This window comes from Arenibacter sp. F26102 (genome assembly GCF_023015865.1).
GTDB lineage: Bacteria > Bacteroidota > Bacteroidia > Flavobacteriales > Flavobacteriaceae > Arenibacter.
In genome coordinates this window covers 1-18,532 of record NZ_JALKBC010000019.1, presented here as the reverse complement: position 1 = coordinate 18,532, position 18,532 = coordinate 1, and the positions used below count along the sequence as shown (strand labels likewise).

Genomic DNA, 18,532 nt, shown 5'->3' with positions numbered 1-18,532 from the left:
TGGTATTGGGCATAAATTCCCTTGAAAAATTATGCCGTAAAATATATCTAATATTAAGTAATGATTATTAGGAAAGGAGTTCCGGGGGAGGAAGATTAATATCCAATATATAATTGGAGGAACCCAATAAGTATCTGGAATGGGCTACTTTTTTATTATTCAATAAGGATGAAAAGAAATCTTCTGTATTATTATATAAAATGTGCTTTTCAGCTACGTACTTATTAACTGAATTTTGATTTTCCTCTTCATTTAAGTTGGATACCACAATAACCGTATTATCGCCAATTATGGTAATAATTGCCGGGGCCATAATGGCAAAACTCCAATAAAACATAAGAATATAGAGGAAACTTTTCTTCATAGGCACATTCAATATTGCGAAGATAATGGTATTACTGTTATAAGACTGTTAAATAATTTTTAAAAGTCTTTTAGTTCTTTGATATCATCGGCCAATAACCATCCTGTTTTTCCGTCAGCTATTTGAATTTTTTTCCAGTCATTTAATTCTTCAAGTACATGAACCTTGGCACCGGCATGTAGATTGAAAATAGCTTGACTCCTGTTGTTAGGTTCGGATTTAATGCCAACTTCTTCCGCGAAAACAATGGCTGGTTGATCGGATTGAAATTTAGAATACTGAAAATAAGCCAATATTACGGATAGAACGCTAAATAAAAGAAATATTATGCTACTAATAAATGCTATTCGTTTTTGGGCGGAATATTTGAAATAATAAAATGCAATGTAACAGCATACAAAGAGGATCATAAAGCCAACTGCAACGTAGGCCCATTGGTCAAAGGAGAGATATGCCGTTAATTTATTGTATAATTTTGAAATGCTGGTCTGTGGCAAGGGTTCAATGGCATCCAAAGTCATATTTTGTGCATATGCCAAATTGTTTCTAACGTCTTGGTCATTTGGTTTTAACAATAATGCCTTTTCGTAATAATAGATGCTCGGTGCAATATTATTTAGTTTGTAATAGGTATTCCCCAAATTAAAATAAAGTTCGGCGGAATGTTCCCCACTCTCCAATATCTTTAAATAGTTGTTCGCAGCCTGGGTATACTCCCCTTCGTTATAGAATGCCGTAGCTTGGTCAAATAGGGGTTCGTTTTGGGAATATCCCAAGGTACATACCAAATAGGCTAAAATAGTTAATACACGTACCATTGCTTAAATTTGTTTGTCCAATTGTGAAATAACCTCACTGGCTTTGTTGTAATCCTGTTGCATTTGTACATCGGAGAAAGGGCTATATCTGGCCATTTCGCAATTTTTAAGTAGGCCAACAAATCCTTCTTGGGTTGTTTCGTCTACATTTTTTTCACTTAATAAAGTGACGATCTTATCCTTGCTAAATTCAGACGTCTCTATTTTTAGCTTTGCCTTTAAATAATTGTGCAACGCTTTCTCCAGAGCCACATAAAATGATTCTTTGGAGCCTAGGGCTTTTTTGGCCGCAGAAAGATATTTTCTGGCCAGTTTATTGGCGCGTTTAATTTTGTTTCCTTCAACGTCGCTGGCAATCGCTTCTCTTTTTTTACCAAAGAGAATGGTAATGGGAATGAGCAATATAGGAAGGAGCCACCAAAGAAAAAAGCTGTTTGAACCAAAAAAGTAATTGCTACCAATGGCTTTAAGGTTTGGCTGTAATTTGTTAAATATAAACTGATTCCCTGTTGCCACAACCCTTTGTTTATTATTGGTAATAGGACCAGTATTATTTACAATTCCGCTTGTGGGTCCTTCCAATACATTTATCAGAATTTCCCCAGAATTCAGAGTTTGATACTTTTCTGTTTTGGGATTAAAAAAACTAAACGCTATACTTGGAATAGGATACTTTCCCCTAAATGTTGGTACTACGGTATAGCTATTGCTGACGTTGCCTTCCATTCCGGATAGAGTGGTACGAACACTTTCGTTGAACTCTGGCTCATAAACTTCTAGGGAACTGGGTAAATTTAATCCTGGAATCTCGAATAGCTTTAGATTTCCTTTCCCATTAATGGCTACTTTGGCCTGAAGGGATTCGGAGGCGTTCAAATGTGTTTTGCTGGTGGTTACCGAAAATTGAAATTCTCCAACAGCACCGCTAAAATCTGCTGGTTTCCCTTCTGTGGGCAAGGGTTTAACATTAATTGTCCTATTGCCTGCAGATACGGTCTTGTTGGTTTGGGCAAATATTCTTCCTCCAAAAAAATCACGTTTGTTGGTTGGAATCTGTAGGCTCACATCCAACGAAAGGGGTTCAATCTCCAATTCCCCTGTTTTTTGGGGATATAGGACTACTCTTTTTAGGATGACAGATCTGTAAGACTTGCCATTATAGGTGGTATTCTGAATATCGTATTTAGTAACTGGAATATCCTGACTCCAGAAATTGTTATATTTAGGGTTGTCCAAAGCCCTAAAATTGGTTACGTCTATAGTGGGGCTGGCGTATAGTTTATAAACTACGGTAACAGCTTCATTTAGATATGGACTTGTTTTGGATATTTCTGCTACCAAATGTAAGCTTTCATCGGCAACGTCATCTACCGTTTTTTCCGCATTGGGCTTTTCAACTGCCGCCGTAACCTCCACTTCTTTAGGAAGGGATTTATAGGTTTCGCCTTTGATAACAATAGTAGCCTGTTTAATTGTAAACTTCCCCCTGGCTGTTGGAGCCAAAGTATAGGTATAGGTTTTGGAAAAGCTCCTTACCCCGTTTACCCAAGAAGAGCTAATGGATTGTGATGGACCCATAAGTACCCTGAACCCCTCAAAATCGGGGGGGGCAAAATTATCCCCATCCCTGTTCATGGTAAAGTCGACGCGTAAACGTTCGTTAATGCCCAAAACATCTTTGCTGAGATTCATTTCGAAGGTTACGGACTCATCATCCTGGGCATTTAATACTAGGCCAAGGAACAACAAGGAAAATAACGATATGTATTTTTTAATATTCACGTGTATTACCAGTCTTTTTCATTTTTGATCTTAGCACCCTTCACTTTCTGTGCATCTATTTTTTCCTGTACTTTTTTCTCTTCGTTTTGCATCGCCTCCAACAAGTTTTTTACTTGTTGTGGAGATAATTGGTTGGGCCTTGGTTGTTGTTGATTCTCCTCCTCTGCCTTGTAGGGCTCGTCGTTTTGCTCTTCATTATCTCCTTCTCCTTCTTTCTTGTCTTCTTCCTTCTCCTCGCCCTTATCCCCGTCTTCCTTCTTGTCTCCTTGGTCCTCTTTTTGGTCGCCTTTATTGTCTTCGTCCTTATCCCCTTCGTTTTTATCTTTATTTTGGTCTTTTTGATCCTTTTGGTCGTCCTTGTTCTGGTCGTCCTTATTTTGATCATTTTTTTGCTCTTCCTCCTGTTGCTTTTTCAGCATTTCTTTTGCCAAAGCTAAATTATATCGGGTCTCCTCATCAGTAGGGTCATTTCTTAAGGCCTCTTTATAGGCGTCTACCGCTTTTTGGTATTCTTTGTTTTTCATAAAGACATTGCCCATATTATGGTAGGCCTTATGCTTGTCTTTTTTATTGGTAGCATTTTCCCCCGCCTGCTTAAACCGTCCAAATGCCTCGCTATAAGTTTTGTTTTCATAATAGGCATTTCCCAAATTATAGGGGGCAATACTGTTTTCGGCACTCTTGGAGATCGCTCTCCTATAATTGGCCTCGGCATTTACAAAATTGCTTTCAGAAAGTTCTTTATTTCCCTCCCAAGTGTAATTGGTAGCAATTTTAATATCCTTTTCTTTATCCTTATCCGCCTCCTGGGCATGGATAAAGCTTCCGATCAATATGATGATAAAAACAATCTTTCTCATGATTCTTCTTCGTTTATCGCTCGTTAAATAGATTCAGTTTTTTCAACCATTTGGTTTTTCTATCCAAGACAAAAATGTCTAAAAATAAGAATAAAAGGCCTGCTCCCAAAAACCATTGGAATTGATCTTTGTATTCGGCGAATTGTTTTGCCTCAAATTCCTTCTTGTCCATCTGGTTCAATTGCTCTTTAATGATAGAAACAGCATCTTCGGTATTTTCCCCATTTATATACAGTCCATTTCCTTCTTCGGCAATTTCTTGTAGCACTTCTTCATTTAATTTTGTAATGACGACTTCCCCTTGGTTATCCTTTTTTAGACTTTCAACAATGCCGTTTCTTTTAAGGGGTATTGGTGCTCCTTTGGTTTTTCCAACCCCAATTGTAAATACTCTTATTCCTTCATTGGTTGCCTCCTCAACAGCGTTGGCCACCTTACCTTCAGAATGGTCCTCACCGTCCGAGATTATAAATAGAACCCGATTTGTTTGTTCTTCATCATCATAATAAGTAGATGCCAATTCTATAGCTTGATCTATAGCTGTTCCTTGGGAGGAGAGCATATTGGTATTCATATTTTGCAGGAACATTTTGGCAGCACCATAATCGGTGGTTATGGGCAATTGCGGAAATGCCTGACCTGCATAGGCAATGATTCCAATTCTGTCACTTGCCAATTGATTGATAATTTCGGAAACCAAGCGTTTTGCCTTTTCCAGCCTATTGGGGGCAATATCCTCGGCTAACATACTTTTGGAAACGTCTACGGCAAACACAATATCTACCCCTTCCCTTTTTACCGTTTCCAATTTGGTACCAATTTTTGGATTGACCAAGGCCATGGTCAAAGATGCAATTCCCAATAGAATAAAAATTAATTTTAAACTGGATTTAAAATTGGATCTGTCAGGGGTCAATCGCTTTAGAAGAGTTAGGTCGGCAAATTTTCTTTGTGTTCTTTTTTTCCAAAATTGAAGTAGCACAAAAAGGACAACCATCACCGGAATGATGGATAATAGGTATAAATATGATTTTTCGTCTAATTGAATCATTTTGTATTCTTCATTTGTAAATCAAACCCCAGGGAGCCAGTTTGTTTTTATCTAGATAAAACTCCTATATAGGGTAATCCTTGCCAGCCACTCCAACAAGAGCAAAACTCCTGCCAAATAGACCCAAGGTCTAAATTTTTCTTCGTATTTGTAATACTTAAATTCTTCTACCTCGGTTTTTTCCAATTTATTTATTTCTTCGTAGATGGCTTCCAATTTTTCGTTATCGGTGGCTCTAAAATACTGACCTCCCGTAGTTTCTGCTATCGATTTTAACAGACTTTCATCTATTTCTACCTCCCGCATCCCGTACCTGAATGATCCGTCGGCATTATAGGCTATGGGAGACATGGCGTTTCCATTTGTTCCCAGCCCTATAGTGTATGTCTTAATGCCAAATTCAACGGCTAGATCTGCAGCGGTTTGGGGTTCTATAAATCCTGAATTATTCACACCATCCGTAAGTAATATAATGACTTTACTAAGCGCCTTACTTTCCTTAAGTCTATTAACAGCTGTAGCTAGCCCCATGCCAATAGCGGTGCCATCATTTAATTGGCCATAAGTTATTTCGTCCAAAGCCCTTAAAACTATAGATTTATCACTTGTAATGGGAGTCTTGGTATAACTTTCCCCTGCGTAGGCCACCAAACCTATCCTATCGTTTGGCCTTTCGTTAATAAAATCGGCCGCTACCTTTTTAAGAGCTGCCAATCTGTACGGCTTTAAATCTTTTGCCAACATACTGGAGGAAACATCAATGGCCATAACAATATCTATACCTTTAGTGGTCTTGGTCTTGGTGGAGATGTCCTCAGTTTGCGGTCTAGCAAGGGCTACAATGATTGCTGCCAAAGCCAATAAGCGCATGAGGAAGAGAGCCGGTTTCAATTTGGGTAGAATGCTACCTTTGGGAAACCCTTTAATACTAGATATTTTTAAGGAAGCGGTTTGTTCCCTTCTTTTAAAGAAATACCAAAGCATTGCCACTGGGAGTAATAGTAACAACCAGAAAAACTGTGGGTTCGCAAAGGAAATATTCTCAAACATCTATAAGGTCGTTTTTACTTCTACTGAATTCAATATTCGGTCCACTATTTGATCTGCATAGTTATCATCTGCCAACCATGTCAAGATTACATTTTGTTGAAAGCCTTTCCCCCCAAAAAATAGGACAACATAATTCCCGGAAATCAATTCTTTGGATTCAGGAACTGCAAATTTTCCACTTCCGTAAAGTTTAATTCCTTTGACTCCCGTCAAGGTAGTAAACTCTTCTTGTTTGGTAGTGATATTCTTGGCGCCTTGGGCCTCAAAATTTTTCAAGATCTGCTCGGAAGCCTTATCTAGGTCCGGATCCTCTGGTTGCGTCAAGGTAATGGAGGTGGTGCCAATAGTAAACAGTCCATAGGAACTCCTATAAGCAAAAGCCTGCATTTCTTTTATGGAGGCCTGGGCTTCCGGAGGCAATTTTACTGCTTGGCGCAATAATACTTTTGGGGTTTGTAAACTTACCGGTGGGAAACCGTAATGGCTCTGTACCCATTCCCCTTCCAATAAATCTTTGGTCGGATGGCCCAATACCGTGTCCTTGACGTATCCTAATCCGTAATAACCTATAGCAGCAGCCGTAGAAAACAACAGTACAAGAACAGCAGATACTGCAACAATGATAATTTTTTTCTTCTGTTTCTTTCTCTCCACTTCCTCCAAATACTCTTCACGTAGTAGCAACTCTTCTTCTGTAGGTTCTGGAATGGCCTCCTTGGTTTTTATAACAATTTGTTCCACGGATTTTCTATCCTGTTCGGCTACTGAGTTTTCGGGTTTGGATTTTGCAAATTTTACCAAATCCGAGGTTTGTAGAACTTTTTTGAACTGTTGGATGGTTTCATGATCCAGTTTTAATTGGCCCGCATCCTTCATCATTTCCAATTTATCAATTAATTGGTCTGTGGTACTTTCAAGCGCGGTTACATGAACATCTTCCTCCAAATAGGAGCGGACAATGTCCGTGAGCTCGGAATAGTAGGATTTATAGTCATCCTGTATTAAATATTTTGATTTTTCCAATTGTTTCAAGCCTAAAATTGCTCTGTCAAAAGGGGGTAATAGGGCTACCTTTTCCTCTTCGCTCAACGGTTTTTTTCTAAAAACGAACCAATACAAGGCCGCCCCGGCCAAAATAAGGATGCCCAGTACCCAAAGGAGTATTTTCCAAAGATCCCCATTGGATTTTTCTACATTGATCAAAGGCTTTATATCATACATTTTCTGGGCCAGGGTATCCACAGGTACCGTAGCCACATCGATTTTTAGGGAATCCGTAAAAAACGGTTTCCCATTTACCATGATCTGTTGTCTGGGCAGGGTATAGGACCCCGAATCAAATTGGGTAAGGGCGTAGATTTTTTGAAGGGTAATCCTATCCAATTTTCTAACCGTATCCGTCATTAAGGCCTCAACGGTTTCCAAAGGCGAAAAGGTTTGTCCTTCCGGGAAAATTACTTGGGAAGTAGAATCCGTTTCTACGGTGACTTTAAAATTTATCTGCTCGCCGATCTTTATATAGGTGGTATCCACCTCCGACCTAATTGTGGGAGAATTTTGTGAAAAACCTTGTACTGCGCTAAATAGTAGGCACAATACAATATACCGTAGAGAATACGAATAACTATTTTTTATGCTCAAATCTAAGTTCCTCATTTAAATCAACCTCTTCTCTTAAAATAGCCCAATAATTTTTTTACATAGCTTTCATCAACCCTACAGCTTAACACCCCACAACCGGATTTTGTAAAAGTATCCTGAAAATAGTCAACTCGCTCGCTATAATGCTTGCCATAGGCCATTCTTACTTTTTTGGATTGGGTGTTCACCAATTGAATTGCCCCTGTTTCGGCATCCTGCATTTGTACCATCCCTATATTGGGGATGTTTTCCTCTCTTTCATCAAATACCCTAATTCCAGTCAGGTCATGCTTTTTACCTGTTATGCGCAATGTTTGAAGGTAATCATCGGTAATAAAATCTGAGAGTACAAAAACAATGGCTTTTTTCTTCATTACGTTGGTAAGGAATTTTAAAGCTGCACCAACATTGGTCTCTGTACTTTTTGGGGAAAACTCCAACAATTCCCTAATTATTCTAAGGGCGTGACTTTTTCCTTTTTTTGGTGGAATATAGAGTTCAACTTCGTTGGTAAATAAAAGAAGTCCAACTTTATCATTGTTCTGAAGTGCCGAAAAGGCCAGGGTGGCGGATATTTCAGTAATGATTTCCTTTTTAAACTGATTGCTGGTGCCAAAAAGTTCTGAACCACTCACGTCTACCATTAACATCATGGTAAGTTCCCTTTCCTCCTCAAAAACCTTTACATAGGGCTCGTTGTAGCGCGCGGTAACATTCCAATCTATAGATCTTACATCGTCGCCAAATTGATATTGGCGTACCTCACTAAAGGTCATGCCCCTTCCCTTAAAAGTGGAGTGGTACTCCCCTCCAAAAATATGGTCGGAGAGACGCCTCGTCTTTATCTCGATCTTGCGAACTTTTTTTAATAATTCCTTGGTATCCATTTTCAGTTTGCAGTTTGCAGTAAAAGTATTCGGGCACAGTGATTATGGCCTAAAGACCAATAACTGTGGACCGATAACTGTAGACTGATTAAGGTACTTCAATTTCGTTTACGATTTTATTTATGATTTCTTCCGAGGTAATATTCTCTGCCTCCGCTTCATACGTAATGCCTATTCTATGGCGTAAAACATCATGAATAACGGCCCGTACGTCTTCAGGGACTACATAGCCCCGCCTTTTAATAAAGGCATAGCATTTGGCAGCTACCGCCAAATTAATACTACCCCTTGGAGAAGCTCCGAAACTTATTAAAGGTTTTAGGCTTTCTAAATTGTATTTTTCCGGGTATCGGGTAGCAAATACGATGTCGAGAATATATTTTTCAATTTTCTCGTCCATATAAACATCCCTTACCGCCTTTTGGGCACTTAGGATCTGCTTAATACTTACCACAGGTTTTACCTCTTCATAGGCGCCCTTAAGATTTTGTCGAATAATTAGTTGCTCCTCGCTAAGTTTGGGATAATCAATAACCGTCTTTAGCATGAATCGATCTACCTGGGCTTCCGGTAATGGATAAGTTCCTTCCTGCTCCACTGGGTTTTGGGTGGCCATAACCAGGAAAGGTTTGTCCAAAATAAAGGTTTCATCCCCAATAGTCACCTGTTTTTCCTGCATGGCTTCAAGAAGAGCCGATTGCACTTTTGCAGGTGCACGGTTAATCTCATCTGCCAAAACAAAATTGGCAAATATTGGGCCTTTCTTGATGGAGAAATCGTTAACTTTCATGTTGTAGATCATGGTACCTACCACATCGGCAGGCAAAAGATCCGGAGTAAATTGTATTCTACTAAAACTTCCCTGAACAGCTTTTGCCAAGGTATTTATTGCTAAAGTTTTGGCTAGACCGGGAACACCTTCGAGTAAAATATGGCCCTGGCCCAAAAGTCCAATAAGCAATCGTTCTACCATATGTTTTTGACCGACGATTACTTTATTCATTTCTAAAATAAGTAGGTCTATAAAAGCACTTTCTTGGGCAATTTTCTCGTTCACGGCGCTAATATCTACCGAAGTATTTTCTTCCATATAATCCTTTGTTTTGTATTGTTTAAAGTGGTTAACTCCAAAAGTGGGTGCAAATTGAAAATTTATTTAGTTAATGGCTGTTAATGTATGGTTAAAAGTTAAGCAATGGGTCTAGTTTTGTGAACTATTTAAGGGAATTATTCATAATTTCACAAACATATGAAAAATAATACATCTTATTCCAAAGTCATTGCCGGGACAATGACTTGGGGTAATTGGGGCAAAAAGCTTTCTGTCGGGGAGGGAGCAAAATTAATTGGTCATTGTTTGGATCAAGGAATTACCACTTTTGACCATGCAGATATTTATGGTGATTATAACAACGAATTGTTTTTTGGAAATGCCTTTGCCTCTTCCAATATTGGCCGGGATAAAATACAGCTGATCAGTAAATGTGGCATTCAAATGGTCTGTGATGAGCGCAAGAACAGAGTTAAGCATTACAACTATTCCAAGGACTATATTATTTGGTCTGTTGAGCAGTCCCTTAAAAATTTAAAAACAGATTACTTGGATATGTTGCTATTGCATAGGCCTAGTCCGTTGATGCGTCCAGAAGAAATCGGGGAGGCTGTACTACAATTGAAAAAAGAGGGTAAAATACTGGATTTTGGAGTGTCCAATTTTACACCTTCGCAAATAGGTCTATTGGAGACGACAGTGGAGGTGCAATCCAATCAGTTGGAATTTTCCTTAACTGCCAATGAAGCCATGAACAATGGAGCGTGGGACGATTGCATTGTTCATAAAAGGATGGCAATGGCCTGGAGCCCCTTGGGGAGCTATTATCGAGATAAGAATAAGCGGACCAAGAGAATAAAAAAAGTATTAAAACAATTAAAGAAGAAATACCAGGTAAACGCAAGTCAGCTATTATTGGCATGGACTTTTGCACATCCTGCAGGAATACATCCAGTGGTAGGAACCACCAATCCCAAACGGTTGACCGACGCAATGAACGCACTAAATATTGATCTTGGGATGGAAGATTGGTTTTTATTGTTGGAGGCAAGTATGGGGGAAGACGTGCCTTAATAGTGGGCTTACCGGTATAAATAGAAACAATATTTAGAACTAAATTTATGAGTATTCCCAACAATGAGAAACCAATTGCATTTATAACGGGGGCAACCAGTGGAATAGGCCTTGCAACCGCCAAACTTTTTGCTACCAATAAAATAAATATAGTCATATGCGGGAGGCGAAAAAAGCGATTGGCTGAACTAAAAAAAGAACTGTCCAGACATACCAAGGTTTTTACTTTGGCTTTTGATGTGCGGGACAAAAAGGCTGTATTTAAAGCAATTGACTCCCTTCCTAAGGAGTTTTCCAATGTAGATATTCTAATCAATAATGCAGGGAACGCCCATGGTCTGGATTCTATTGAGGATGGAAATTTGGACGATTGGGAAGCAATGCTGGATATTAATGTAAAGGGGCTGTTGTACGTTTCCAAGGCCGTAATGCCACAAATGATAAAAAACAATGCCGGACATATTATAAATATTGGCTCCATTGCCGGGAAGGAAGTGTATCCGATGGGGAATGTATACTGCGCCAGTAAATATGCTGTTGATGCTTTAAATCAAGGGATGAGGATAGATTTAAATAAGTATGGTATTCGGGTTGGGGCTATAAATCCAGGATTGGTGGAAACAGAATTTAGTAAAGTGCGCTTTAAAGGGGATGATGGCAGGGCTTCCGACACCTACAAAGGATATAAGCCGCTTCAACCAGAAGATATCGCAGACATTATCCATTTTATGGTCACTAGGCCTTCACATGTCAACATTGCAGATTTACTGGTTATGCCAACGGCACAAGCGAGTGCTACTATTGTCAATAAGAAATTATGATCAATAAACGCTTACTCGTAAAAAACCTTCTTGCCCATAATGACGAGAATAGCTTTTATGATAAAAAGCGGTTTATAGATATTGGAAAAAGGGAGGGGAAGGCGAAATTTTTAAAACATGTTTGTGCACTGGCCAATAGTAATCCGCAAAACAACTCTTTTATTGTCATTGGAGTAGAGGATGAAGATAACGAAATAGTAGGGGTCGATTTTTTTGATGACAGCAAAATTCAAAATTTAGTAAATGCCTATTTGGACAATCCGCCGCGAATTACCTATGAAAATATTCCATTTCCCCATTTGCCGTTAGGCAAGGTAGTTGGTTTGGTAACCATAAGGTCCAATGGTGAGGTTTGTTCTTTGCGAAAGAATATTTGGAAGTATTATGGGGGAGCGGTATTCTTTAGGGATGGAAGCATTAGTATGCCCAAGGCTTACGGAATTGAGTTGACCGATGTAAATGCCGAAGCCGTGGCTACCATAGAACAGCATGCCAAAAATAACATAGAACTTACCCTGGATGGGGTGGTCGACTTTCTAAATGAACGGCATAAGGTTCTTACTAGTCATTACAAGGTATTTAAGGAGCAATTTGTAGTTTGCTGGGCAGGACATCAAAAAAAAGTAAACAATGAAACCTATTACTCCCGTGTTGATATTGAATTGATCAATGAACAGGTAAAGTTGTTTTTTTCTGAATTTGATGAAATCACCATAACTTATGATGAAAATTCCTTTACTACGATTGAATATGTACAGTTGGGATTAAGTAGTCAACAAAAATATTACCCTTTGGAAAAAGTGGTCATTACTTTTTCTGATAATGGGACCTATACCATTAATAGTGATTTGATTTTCGAACCTCCCCTATATGATAAAAAAACTCTTCATCATATTTATAATACCAATATCGCCGTACTTAAAAAAATTGAAAAGGGAATACCTTTGAGCCCGAGCGAAAAAATGGATTTATCCTTGATGTCCGATACATTGTTAATTTGCTATGTCAATGGCTTCGAAGAGGCCAGGGATATTATGGAAAACGCAAAGCCGGCAATAAAGAATTACGATATAAGGGTGTATCAATCTATTAAGGAATCCCTTCGAATCATTAGAAAAATGAAATATAATTAGTAGCAGGTCAAACTTCCTATACCTTGTTTATTTGTTCCTGTGTAGGTAAGGATTCAATAGCGCCATAATTGGTAGTGGTAATTGCGCCTGCTTTATTGGCATATTCAACCATATTTTCCAAAGGTCCTGAAGGGACCATTAGGGTATATAAGTCAGTGGTTTGTGCAATTTGTTTTAACAAGCATCCAATAAAAGCATCTCCCGCACCTGTGGTATCAATGGGTTTTACCTTTATGCTAGGAATAATTTTTTTTATTCCAGGGGTGCTTAGGTAGGTGCCCTCCCCACCTAGGGTAACCGTAATTATTTTGGCACCCAACTGGTGTAAAAAAGAACATGCCTCTTCCATATTTTCTTTTCCCGAGATCAACTGGGCCTCTTCCAAACTAAATTTGCACAAATGGGATTTTTCTATAAAAGGGATACATTTTTGTACAAATATGGCTTCCGTACGTTTCCAAAGATCGGCCCTAAAATTAGGGTCAAAGGAAATAAAGCTATTATTGGAAATGGCTTCTTGTAGATAAAGTGAATACGCTTCTTCCAAGCTACCCCCTAAAAATGAGGTGGCCGCCCCAAAATGGACAATTTGATCTTTAAAAAGATTCTTTAATCTGTTATCGTGCGTTAATTCTTTGTCGGCACCGCGGCTAAAAACAAAATCTCGCTCGCCATCTGCGGCTAGGGAAACAAAGGCTAAGGTGGTGAATGTGTCGGACCTCTGTGCCAGGGATACATCCACTTCCCCTTCTGTTAGGGTGTTGATAAGAAATGTGCCAAAGGGATCTTTGCCCACACAACCAATAAAAAAACTTTTACCTCCCAATTTTGCAATAGCCGAGGCCACATTTGCCGGTGCACCTCCTGCTTTTTTTGTAAAATCATTGGCTTTTGAAAGATCACTGCCCTGTTTTTCGGCTACAAAATCTATTAATAATTCCCCTATGCAGAAAACATTTTTCATGTCTTGGTTTTATTTGATTAGTCTAAAATAAACAGAAATATGAAGTAATACTAGAAATGCCCCTAAATGGTTGCAAATAGGGGCATAGTTTTCTGTATTAATAGATGTAATCAGCGCAGATTTATCCACATTTGGAAGAACCACAATCCTTGCAGGTAAGGCATCCTTCCTGGTAGATCAGATTCTTGGAATTGCAGGAATCACATTTTTGTCCCTTGGCCTCTGTGCCATCTTCCACATATCTTTTTAATGCTCGTGCAACGCCATTTTTCCATGTATTGATAGATTCGCTGTCCAGCTGTAGACTATTGATCAGGTCTACCACCTTTACAATGGGCATGCCGTGGCGCAAGGTGCTGGAAATTAACTTGGCATAGTTCCAATATTCTGGGTTAAATTTATGCGATAGCCCTTCAATAGTGGTTTTGTAGCCTCTTTTGTTCTTGTACTGAAAATCATATCGGGAAGAGCCGTCCTCGTTCCTACTTTTTATGATTACTCCTTCGTTAACCCACCTCGGAATTAATATACCGTCCTCATCATCGGCCATACCTGTAAAAATTTCATAGGGCTGGTCGTTAATTAATCCAATAAAGGCAATCCATTTTTCCTTATTGTTTTGAAGCCTTACTACGTCTGCTTCCAGAATTTGGGGACGCTTGGTGGGAAAATTTGTTAGGGAGTCATCATTTTCGGACTTCTTTGTTTCATTGGAGATCAGAACACCGGACCTAGAGCCATCACGATAAACAGTAACACCCTTACAGCCTGCTTTCCAAGCTTCCAAATAAAGTTTTCCCACCAATTCTTCAGAAACATCGTTCGGAAGGTTTATTGTGACACTTATGGAATGGTCTACCCATTTTTGAACAGCACCTTGCAAGCGGACTTTGCTCAACCAATCCACATCATTGGAAGTGGCTTTGTAATAGGGTGATTGTTCTACAATTTTCTGGAGTTCCTCTTGGGTATAATTTTTTTCTGTATCAATACCCTTTACGGACATCCATTGTTTAAACTTGTGATGGAAGACTACATATTCTTCCCAAGAATCACCAACCTCATCCACAAAATCAATTCGGGCATCCTTATCATTCGGATTCACCTTTCTGCGACGCTTATATACGGGTAGAAAAACAGGCTCAATGCCAGATGTTGTTTGGGTCATTAAACTAGTAGTGCCGGTTGGGGCAATGGTAAGTAAAGCTATATTTCTACGCCCATATTCCAGCATTTCATAGTAAAGTTTGTCATCTGCTTCCTTTAGACGTAATATAAAAGGGTTGTTTTTTTCACGCTCGGGATCGAAAATTTGAAATGCTCCCCGATCTTTTGCAATATGTACTGAGCCCCTGTAGGCTTCCAAGGCTATGGTTTTATGCACCTCAATTGAAAATTTGTTGGCCTTATCACTGCCATAGCGCAGGCCTAGTGCTGCCAGCATATCTCCCTCCGCAGTAATGCCTATTCCTGTCCGGCGGCCATTCTTCGCCTTATCTTTTATGTTCTTCCACAAATTATATTCCACGGCTTTGGTCTCTTCCAGTTCGGGATCTGCCTTGATTTTTTCGAGAATAACATCGATTTTTTCCAATTCAAGGTCAATAATGTCGTCCATAATCCGTTGAGCTGCAGCAATATGTTCTTTGAACAGCTTAAAATTAAAGCTCGCCTTATCCGTAAATGGTTGCTCTACATAGGAGAAAAGATTAATGGCCAGTAAGCGACAAGAATCATATGGGCAAAGTGGAATTTCCCCACAGGGGTTGGTGGATACCGTTTTGTAACCTAAATCTGAATAACAATCCGGCACCGATTCCCTGATGATGGTGTCCCAAAAAAGTATACCAGGTTCTGCGGATTGCCAAGCATTATGGACAATTTTGCCCCATAGTTTTTTAGCATCAATAGTTTTGGAAATTTTTGGTTCTGGACTATGAACGGGAAATTTTTGGGTATAGGGTAGGCCGCTTTCAATAGCCTTCATAAAATCATCGTCCATTCTAACGGAAACGTTGGCTCCGGTTACTTTTCCCTGCTCCATTTTGGCGTCAATAAAGTCTTCTGCATCTGGATGGTTTATGGAAACCGATAACATTAAAGCCCCTCTTCTGCCATCTTGGGCTACTTCCCTGGTAGTATTGGAATATCTTTCCATAAAGGGAACAAGTCCTGTCGATGTCAAAGCCGAGTTTTTTACAGGGGATTTTTTTGGTCGTATATGGGAAAGGTCGTGCCCAACTCCACCACGGCGTTTCATTAGTTGTACCTGTTCCTGGTCTATTTTCAAGATACCCCCATACGAATCTGACTTACCGTCAGTGCCAATTACAAAGCAATTGGAAAGGGAAGCTATCTGAAAAGGATTGCCAATGCCGGCCATAGGGCTCCCCTGAGGCACGATATATTTAAAATTCTTGATCAGGTCAAAGACTTGCCCTTCATTTAGGGGATTTGGATATTTTTGTTCTATTCTGGCAATCTCCCTGGCTATCCTGCGGTGCATATCCTCCGGGGTTAGCTCATAAATGTTCCCTTCGGAATCCTTTAGGGCATATTTATTTACCCATACCTTGGCCGCAAGGTCGTCACCTTTAAAATATTTTAGTGAAGCATTAATGGCTTCCTCTTGACTGTAGGTTTTTTTGGGTCCTTGCGCAATTTTTGTGGGCATAGAATAGTTTTTAATAGTTAGTGTATTTAAAATAAAGGACAAAAGTATTAAAATAATTAGGAAACCAAATATGATAATTGTCATAAAAGTTTACAAGAAAATTTAGTCAAAGGATTGATAATCAAGATAATATAGTTTTATCAACAATAAAAAGTTAACAAATAAATTATATTTTTTATAATTGTGATTTTTTATTGGGTCCGTTTTAAGAAATTTGATTCCGTGGAATTAGTACCGGAATTTTATTTTTTGTGTAATACCGTAACTTCCTATGGTATTCCCCAAAAGGCTTATTGTTTATTTGGTAGAATGAATTGAAAAAGGACACTAGCTAATTATTAAACTATAATTGAATTTTAGTTCAAATTGTCATGGATATTAGGGCAGTATTTGCGATTTTTGCAAAATGAGAACTTTGGTAATTGGAGATCTACATTCGGGATTAAAAGCCTTGAAGCAAGTTTTGACAAGGGCACATGTAGCCCCAGGAGATCATCTTGTTTTTTTGGGCGACTATGTGGATGGTTGGAGTGATGCTGTTAATACAGTAAATTTCCTACTGAAATTAAGGTCAACCCATAAGTGCACTTTTATTAGGGGAAATCACGATGAACTTTGCAATGATTGGTTGAAAAGTGGAGATCATAATCCCCTTTGGTTACAGCATGGGGGAAGTGCAACTCAAAATTCATATGAACAAGTTGGTGATGAAATCAAAAAAGCCCATATCCAATTTTATGATAATTTGGAGAATTATCTTATAGACACTGAAAATCGCTTGTATATCCATGCAGGATTTACTAACTTAAGGGGAGTTTCCCATGAGTATTTTACCAAGACATTTTATTGGGATAGAACACTTTGGGAATTGGCGCTGTCTATAGATCCATCACTCACCGAAAAGGATGAATATTATCCTCAACGGTTAACGCATTACCGAGAGATTTTTATTGGCCATACACCGGTAACGAGGATTGGTAGGACAACCCCAAAAAACGCGGCCAATATTTGGAATGTGGATACTGGGGCGGCTTTTAAAGGTCCGTTGACAATTATGGATGTGGATTCAAAACAATATTGGCAGAGTGATCCAGTATATTTGTTTTATCCGTCCGAAATGGGAAGGAACTAAAATTTACTGCCTATTGGGGGCAGATTATCAAGATTATTAAGGATATTTACATAAAATTTGAAGAATGTCTAATAAGAACGTTAGAATAGAAGTGATGAAATCCATTGAGGGTAAGGTGGATGGTTTTATAGACCAATACCTTATTCCAATACAGGATATTTGGCAACCCACAGATTTTTTACCCGATACACAAAGTGAAGGGTTTATGGATCATGTAAATCAAATACGGGAAGAAGCCAAGGAATTAGGGTATGATCTTTGGGTTACCTTGGTTGCGGATACCATAACCGAGGAGGCACTGCCTACCTACGAATCCTGGCTTATGGATGTAGAAGGAATAGACCAACATGGAGAAAACAAAAATGGTTGGTCCAAATGGGTGCGTCATTGGACGGCCGAGGAAAATAGGCACGGTGATGTGTTAAACAAATATCTTTATTTGGCCGGAAGGGTTAATATGAGAGAAATGGAAATAACCACACAACATTTAATAGCCGACGGTTTCGATATAGGAACTGATAGGGATCCCTATAAGAATTTTGTATATACCTCTTTTCAAGAATTGGCTACCAATATTTCCCATAAAAGGGTAGGTCAAATGTGTAAAAAAGGAGGAAATGCCCTTCTAGGTAAAATGTGTACCATTATTGCTGGAGACGAAATGCGTCACCATTTGGCATATAGGGAGTTTGTTAAGGTTATTTTTGAAAACGACCCAAGCCAGATGATGTTGGCTTTTGCCGATATGATGAAGAAAAAAATTGTTATGCCAGCACATTTCTTAAGGGAATCTGGCGGAAGCATAGGAACGGCTTTTGAAAATTTTTCCAATTGTGCCCAGAGACTCGGAGTATACACCGCTCAGGATTACATAGAAATTTTGAAAAAATTGAATAGCTATTGGGAATTGGATAGCATTAGAAGTCTTAACGATGATGCGGAAAGAGCAAGGGATTATTTAATGAAATTGCCCGATAGATTGGAGCGAATCGCTACCAGGATGAAATTCCCAGAAGACAATTATAGGTTTAAGTGGGTGGAAGCCAATGGTAGAATGGTATAATTCTATAAATATTGAAATTAACAGTATAAAAAAAGAGGCTGTCTAAAAAGGCGGCCTCTTTTTTTTGAATTACTGCTAAAGGATCGTAACTTTAGTTATGAGCCGAAAAGTAGTATGGAAGACCAATAACCAAGACCAGTTAAGTCTTCTCCCACCCAGTTATGATG

The 18,532-nt window shown here is 39.0% G+C and carries 16 protein-coding genes; 5 read left to right on the top strand and 11 right to left on the bottom strand.

All coding sequences use genetic code 11. The features are described 5' to 3' along the window. Positions 1–67 precede the first annotated feature (67 nt). The 9 genes from MWU78_RS20030 to MWU78_RS19990 all read right to left on the bottom strand — a co-directional run bounded on the left by MWU78_RS20030 (position 68) and on the right by MWU78_RS19990 (position 9,543). Positions 68–364 (bottom strand): hypothetical protein, encoded by a 297-nt coding sequence (locus MWU78_RS20030; protein ID WP_247001138.1) that lies wholly within the window; start codon positions 362–364, stop codon positions 68–70. 59 nt (positions 365–423) lie between these two features. Continuing rightward, positions 424–1,182: a tetratricopeptide repeat protein gene (locus MWU78_RS20025; RefSeq protein WP_247001136.1), complete on the bottom strand. Its 759-nt coding sequence runs from the start codon at positions 1,180–1,182 to the stop codon at positions 424–426. A gap of 3 nt (positions 1,183–1,185) precedes the next feature. Then, the gene (locus MWU78_RS20020) at positions 1,186–2,964 is read right to left on the bottom strand and encodes a BatD family protein (protein ID WP_247001134.1); all 1,779 of its coding nucleotides are present in this window, start codon (positions 2,962–2,964) and stop codon (positions 1,186–1,188) included. A gap of 5 nt (positions 2,965–2,969) precedes the next feature. Further along, positions 2,970–3,824: a tetratricopeptide repeat protein gene (locus tag MWU78_RS20015; protein WP_247001132.1), complete on the bottom strand. Its 855-nt coding sequence runs from the start codon at positions 3,822–3,824 to the stop codon at positions 2,970–2,972. A gap of 13 nt (positions 3,825–3,837) precedes the next feature. Next, positions 3,838–4,875, bottom strand: coding sequence for a VWA domain-containing protein (locus tag MWU78_RS20010; RefSeq protein WP_247001130.1), 1,038 nt, complete (start codon positions 4,873–4,875; stop codon positions 3,838–3,840). A 51-nt stretch (positions 4,876–4,926) separates the two neighbouring features. Next, a complete protein-coding gene (locus MWU78_RS20005) occupies positions 4,927–5,925 on the bottom strand; it encodes a VWA domain-containing protein (RefSeq protein ID WP_247001128.1) in 999 nt (332 codons plus the stop codon). Then, positions 5,926–7,581: a BatD family protein gene (locus tag MWU78_RS20000; RefSeq protein WP_247001127.1), complete on the bottom strand. Its 1,656-nt coding sequence runs from the start codon at positions 7,579–7,581 to the stop codon at positions 5,926–5,928. It abuts the gene before it with no gap. Positions 7,582–7,586: 5 nt separating this feature from the next. Beyond that, positions 7,587–8,453 carry a DUF58 domain-containing protein gene (locus tag MWU78_RS19995; protein WP_247001125.1) on the bottom strand — a complete coding sequence of 289 codons (867 nt, stop codon included), beginning with the start codon at positions 8,451–8,453 and terminating at the stop codon, positions 7,587–7,589. An 88-nt stretch (positions 8,454–8,541) separates the two neighbouring features. Then, positions 8,542–9,543 carry a MoxR family ATPase gene (locus tag MWU78_RS19990; RefSeq protein ID WP_247001123.1) on the bottom strand — a complete coding sequence of 334 codons (1,002 nt, stop codon included), beginning with the start codon at positions 9,541–9,543 and terminating at the stop codon, positions 8,542–8,544. Positions 9,544–9,702: 159 nt separating this feature from the next. On the opposite strand from MWU78_RS19990, the gene MWU78_RS19985 reads away from it, so the two are divergent. From MWU78_RS19985 to MWU78_RS19975, 3 genes are read left to right on the top strand one after another with little or no spacing between them, the layout of a single operon-like run. Further along, a complete protein-coding gene (locus MWU78_RS19985; RefSeq protein ID WP_247001120.1) occupies positions 9,703–10,578 on the top strand; it encodes an aldo/keto reductase in 876 nt (291 codons plus the stop codon). Between the two features lie 47 nt (positions 10,579–10,625). Next, positions 10,626–11,399: an SDR family NAD(P)-dependent oxidoreductase gene (locus tag MWU78_RS19980; RefSeq protein WP_247001118.1), complete on the top strand. Its 774-nt coding sequence runs from the start codon at positions 10,626–10,628 to the stop codon at positions 11,397–11,399. Further along, the gene (locus MWU78_RS19975) at positions 11,396–12,532 is read left to right on the top strand and encodes an ATP-binding protein (protein WP_247001116.1); all 1,137 of its coding nucleotides are present in this window, start codon (positions 11,396–11,398) and stop codon (positions 12,530–12,532) included. The genes MWU78_RS19980 and MWU78_RS19975 overlap by 4 nt, the downstream gene beginning before the upstream one ends. A 16-nt stretch (positions 12,533–12,548) precedes the next feature. Here MWU78_RS19975 and MWU78_RS19970 read toward each other — a convergent pair whose 3' ends face one another. Continuing rightward, on the bottom strand, positions 12,549–13,496 hold the full coding sequence (locus tag MWU78_RS19970; protein WP_247001113.1) for a carbohydrate kinase: 948 nt from the start codon (positions 13,494–13,496) through the stop codon (positions 12,549–12,551). 121 nt (positions 13,497–13,617) lie between these two features. Next, positions 13,618–16,170, bottom strand: a complete 2,553-nt coding sequence (locus tag MWU78_RS19965; RefSeq protein WP_247001111.1) for an adenosylcobalamin-dependent ribonucleoside-diphosphate reductase — start codon at positions 16,168–16,170, stop codon at positions 13,618–13,620. A 406-nt stretch (positions 16,171–16,576) separates the two neighbouring features. Between MWU78_RS19965 and MWU78_RS19960 the strand changes: the two genes are divergently transcribed. Both MWU78_RS19960 and MWU78_RS19955 read left to right on the top strand, forming a co-directional pair. Next, positions 16,577–17,302 (top strand): metallophosphoesterase, encoded by a 726-nt coding sequence (locus tag MWU78_RS19960; protein ID WP_247001109.1) that lies wholly within the window; start codon positions 16,577–16,579, stop codon positions 17,300–17,302. Positions 17,303–17,366: 64 nt separating this feature from the next. Further along, positions 17,367–18,365: an acyl-ACP desaturase gene (locus tag MWU78_RS19955; RefSeq protein WP_247001107.1), complete on the top strand. Its 999-nt coding sequence runs from the start codon at positions 17,367–17,369 to the stop codon at positions 18,363–18,365. Positions 18,366–18,532: the final 167 nt, after the last annotated feature.

Coding starts and splice junctions, on each gene's coding strand:
- MWU78_RS19970 (WP_247001113.1), bottom strand. CDS start 13,496: ATGAAAAATGTTTTCTGCATAGGGGAATTATTAATAGATTTTGTAGCC.
- MWU78_RS20025 (WP_247001136.1), bottom strand. CDS start 1,182: ATGGTACGTGTATTAACTATTTTAGCCTATTTGGTATGTACCTTGGGA.
- MWU78_RS19995 (WP_247001125.1), bottom strand. CDS start 8,453: ATGGATACCAAGGAATTATTAAAAAAAGTTCGCAAGATCGAGATAAAG.
- MWU78_RS19975 (WP_247001116.1), top strand. CDS start 11,396: ATGATCAATAAACGCTTACTCGTAAAAAACCTTCTTGCCCATAATGAC.
- MWU78_RS19990 (WP_247001123.1), bottom strand. CDS start 9,543: ATGGAAGAAAATACTTCGGTAGATATTAGCGCCGTGAACGAGAAAATT.
- MWU78_RS19980 (WP_247001118.1), top strand. CDS start 10,626: ATGAGTATTCCCAACAATGAGAAACCAATTGCATTTATAACGGGGGCA.
- MWU78_RS20000 (WP_247001127.1), bottom strand. CDS start 7,581: ATGAGGAACTTAGATTTGAGCATAAAAAATAGTTATTCGTATTCTCTA.
- MWU78_RS19985 (WP_247001120.1), top strand. CDS start 9,703: ATGAAAAATAATACATCTTATTCCAAAGTCATTGCCGGGACAATGACT.
- MWU78_RS20015 (WP_247001132.1), bottom strand. CDS start 3,824: ATGAGAAAGATTGTTTTTATCATCATATTGATCGGAAGCTTTATCCAT.
- MWU78_RS20005 (WP_247001128.1), bottom strand. CDS start 5,925: ATGTTTGAGAATATTTCCTTTGCGAACCCACAGTTTTTCTGGTTGTTA.
- MWU78_RS20030 (WP_247001138.1), bottom strand. CDS start 364: ATGAAGAAAAGTTTCCTCTATATTCTTATGTTTTATTGGAGTTTTGCC.
- MWU78_RS19955 (WP_247001107.1), top strand. CDS start 17,367: ATGTCTAATAAGAACGTTAGAATAGAAGTGATGAAATCCATTGAGGGT.
- MWU78_RS19960 (WP_247001109.1), top strand. CDS start 16,577: ATGAGAACTTTGGTAATTGGAGATCTACATTCGGGATTAAAAGCCTTG.
- MWU78_RS19965 (WP_247001111.1), bottom strand. CDS start 16,170: ATGCCCACAAAAATTGCGCAAGGACCCAAAAAAACCTACAGTCAAGAG.
- MWU78_RS20010 (WP_247001130.1), bottom strand. CDS start 4,875: ATGATTCAATTAGACGAAAAATCATATTTATACCTATTATCCATCATT.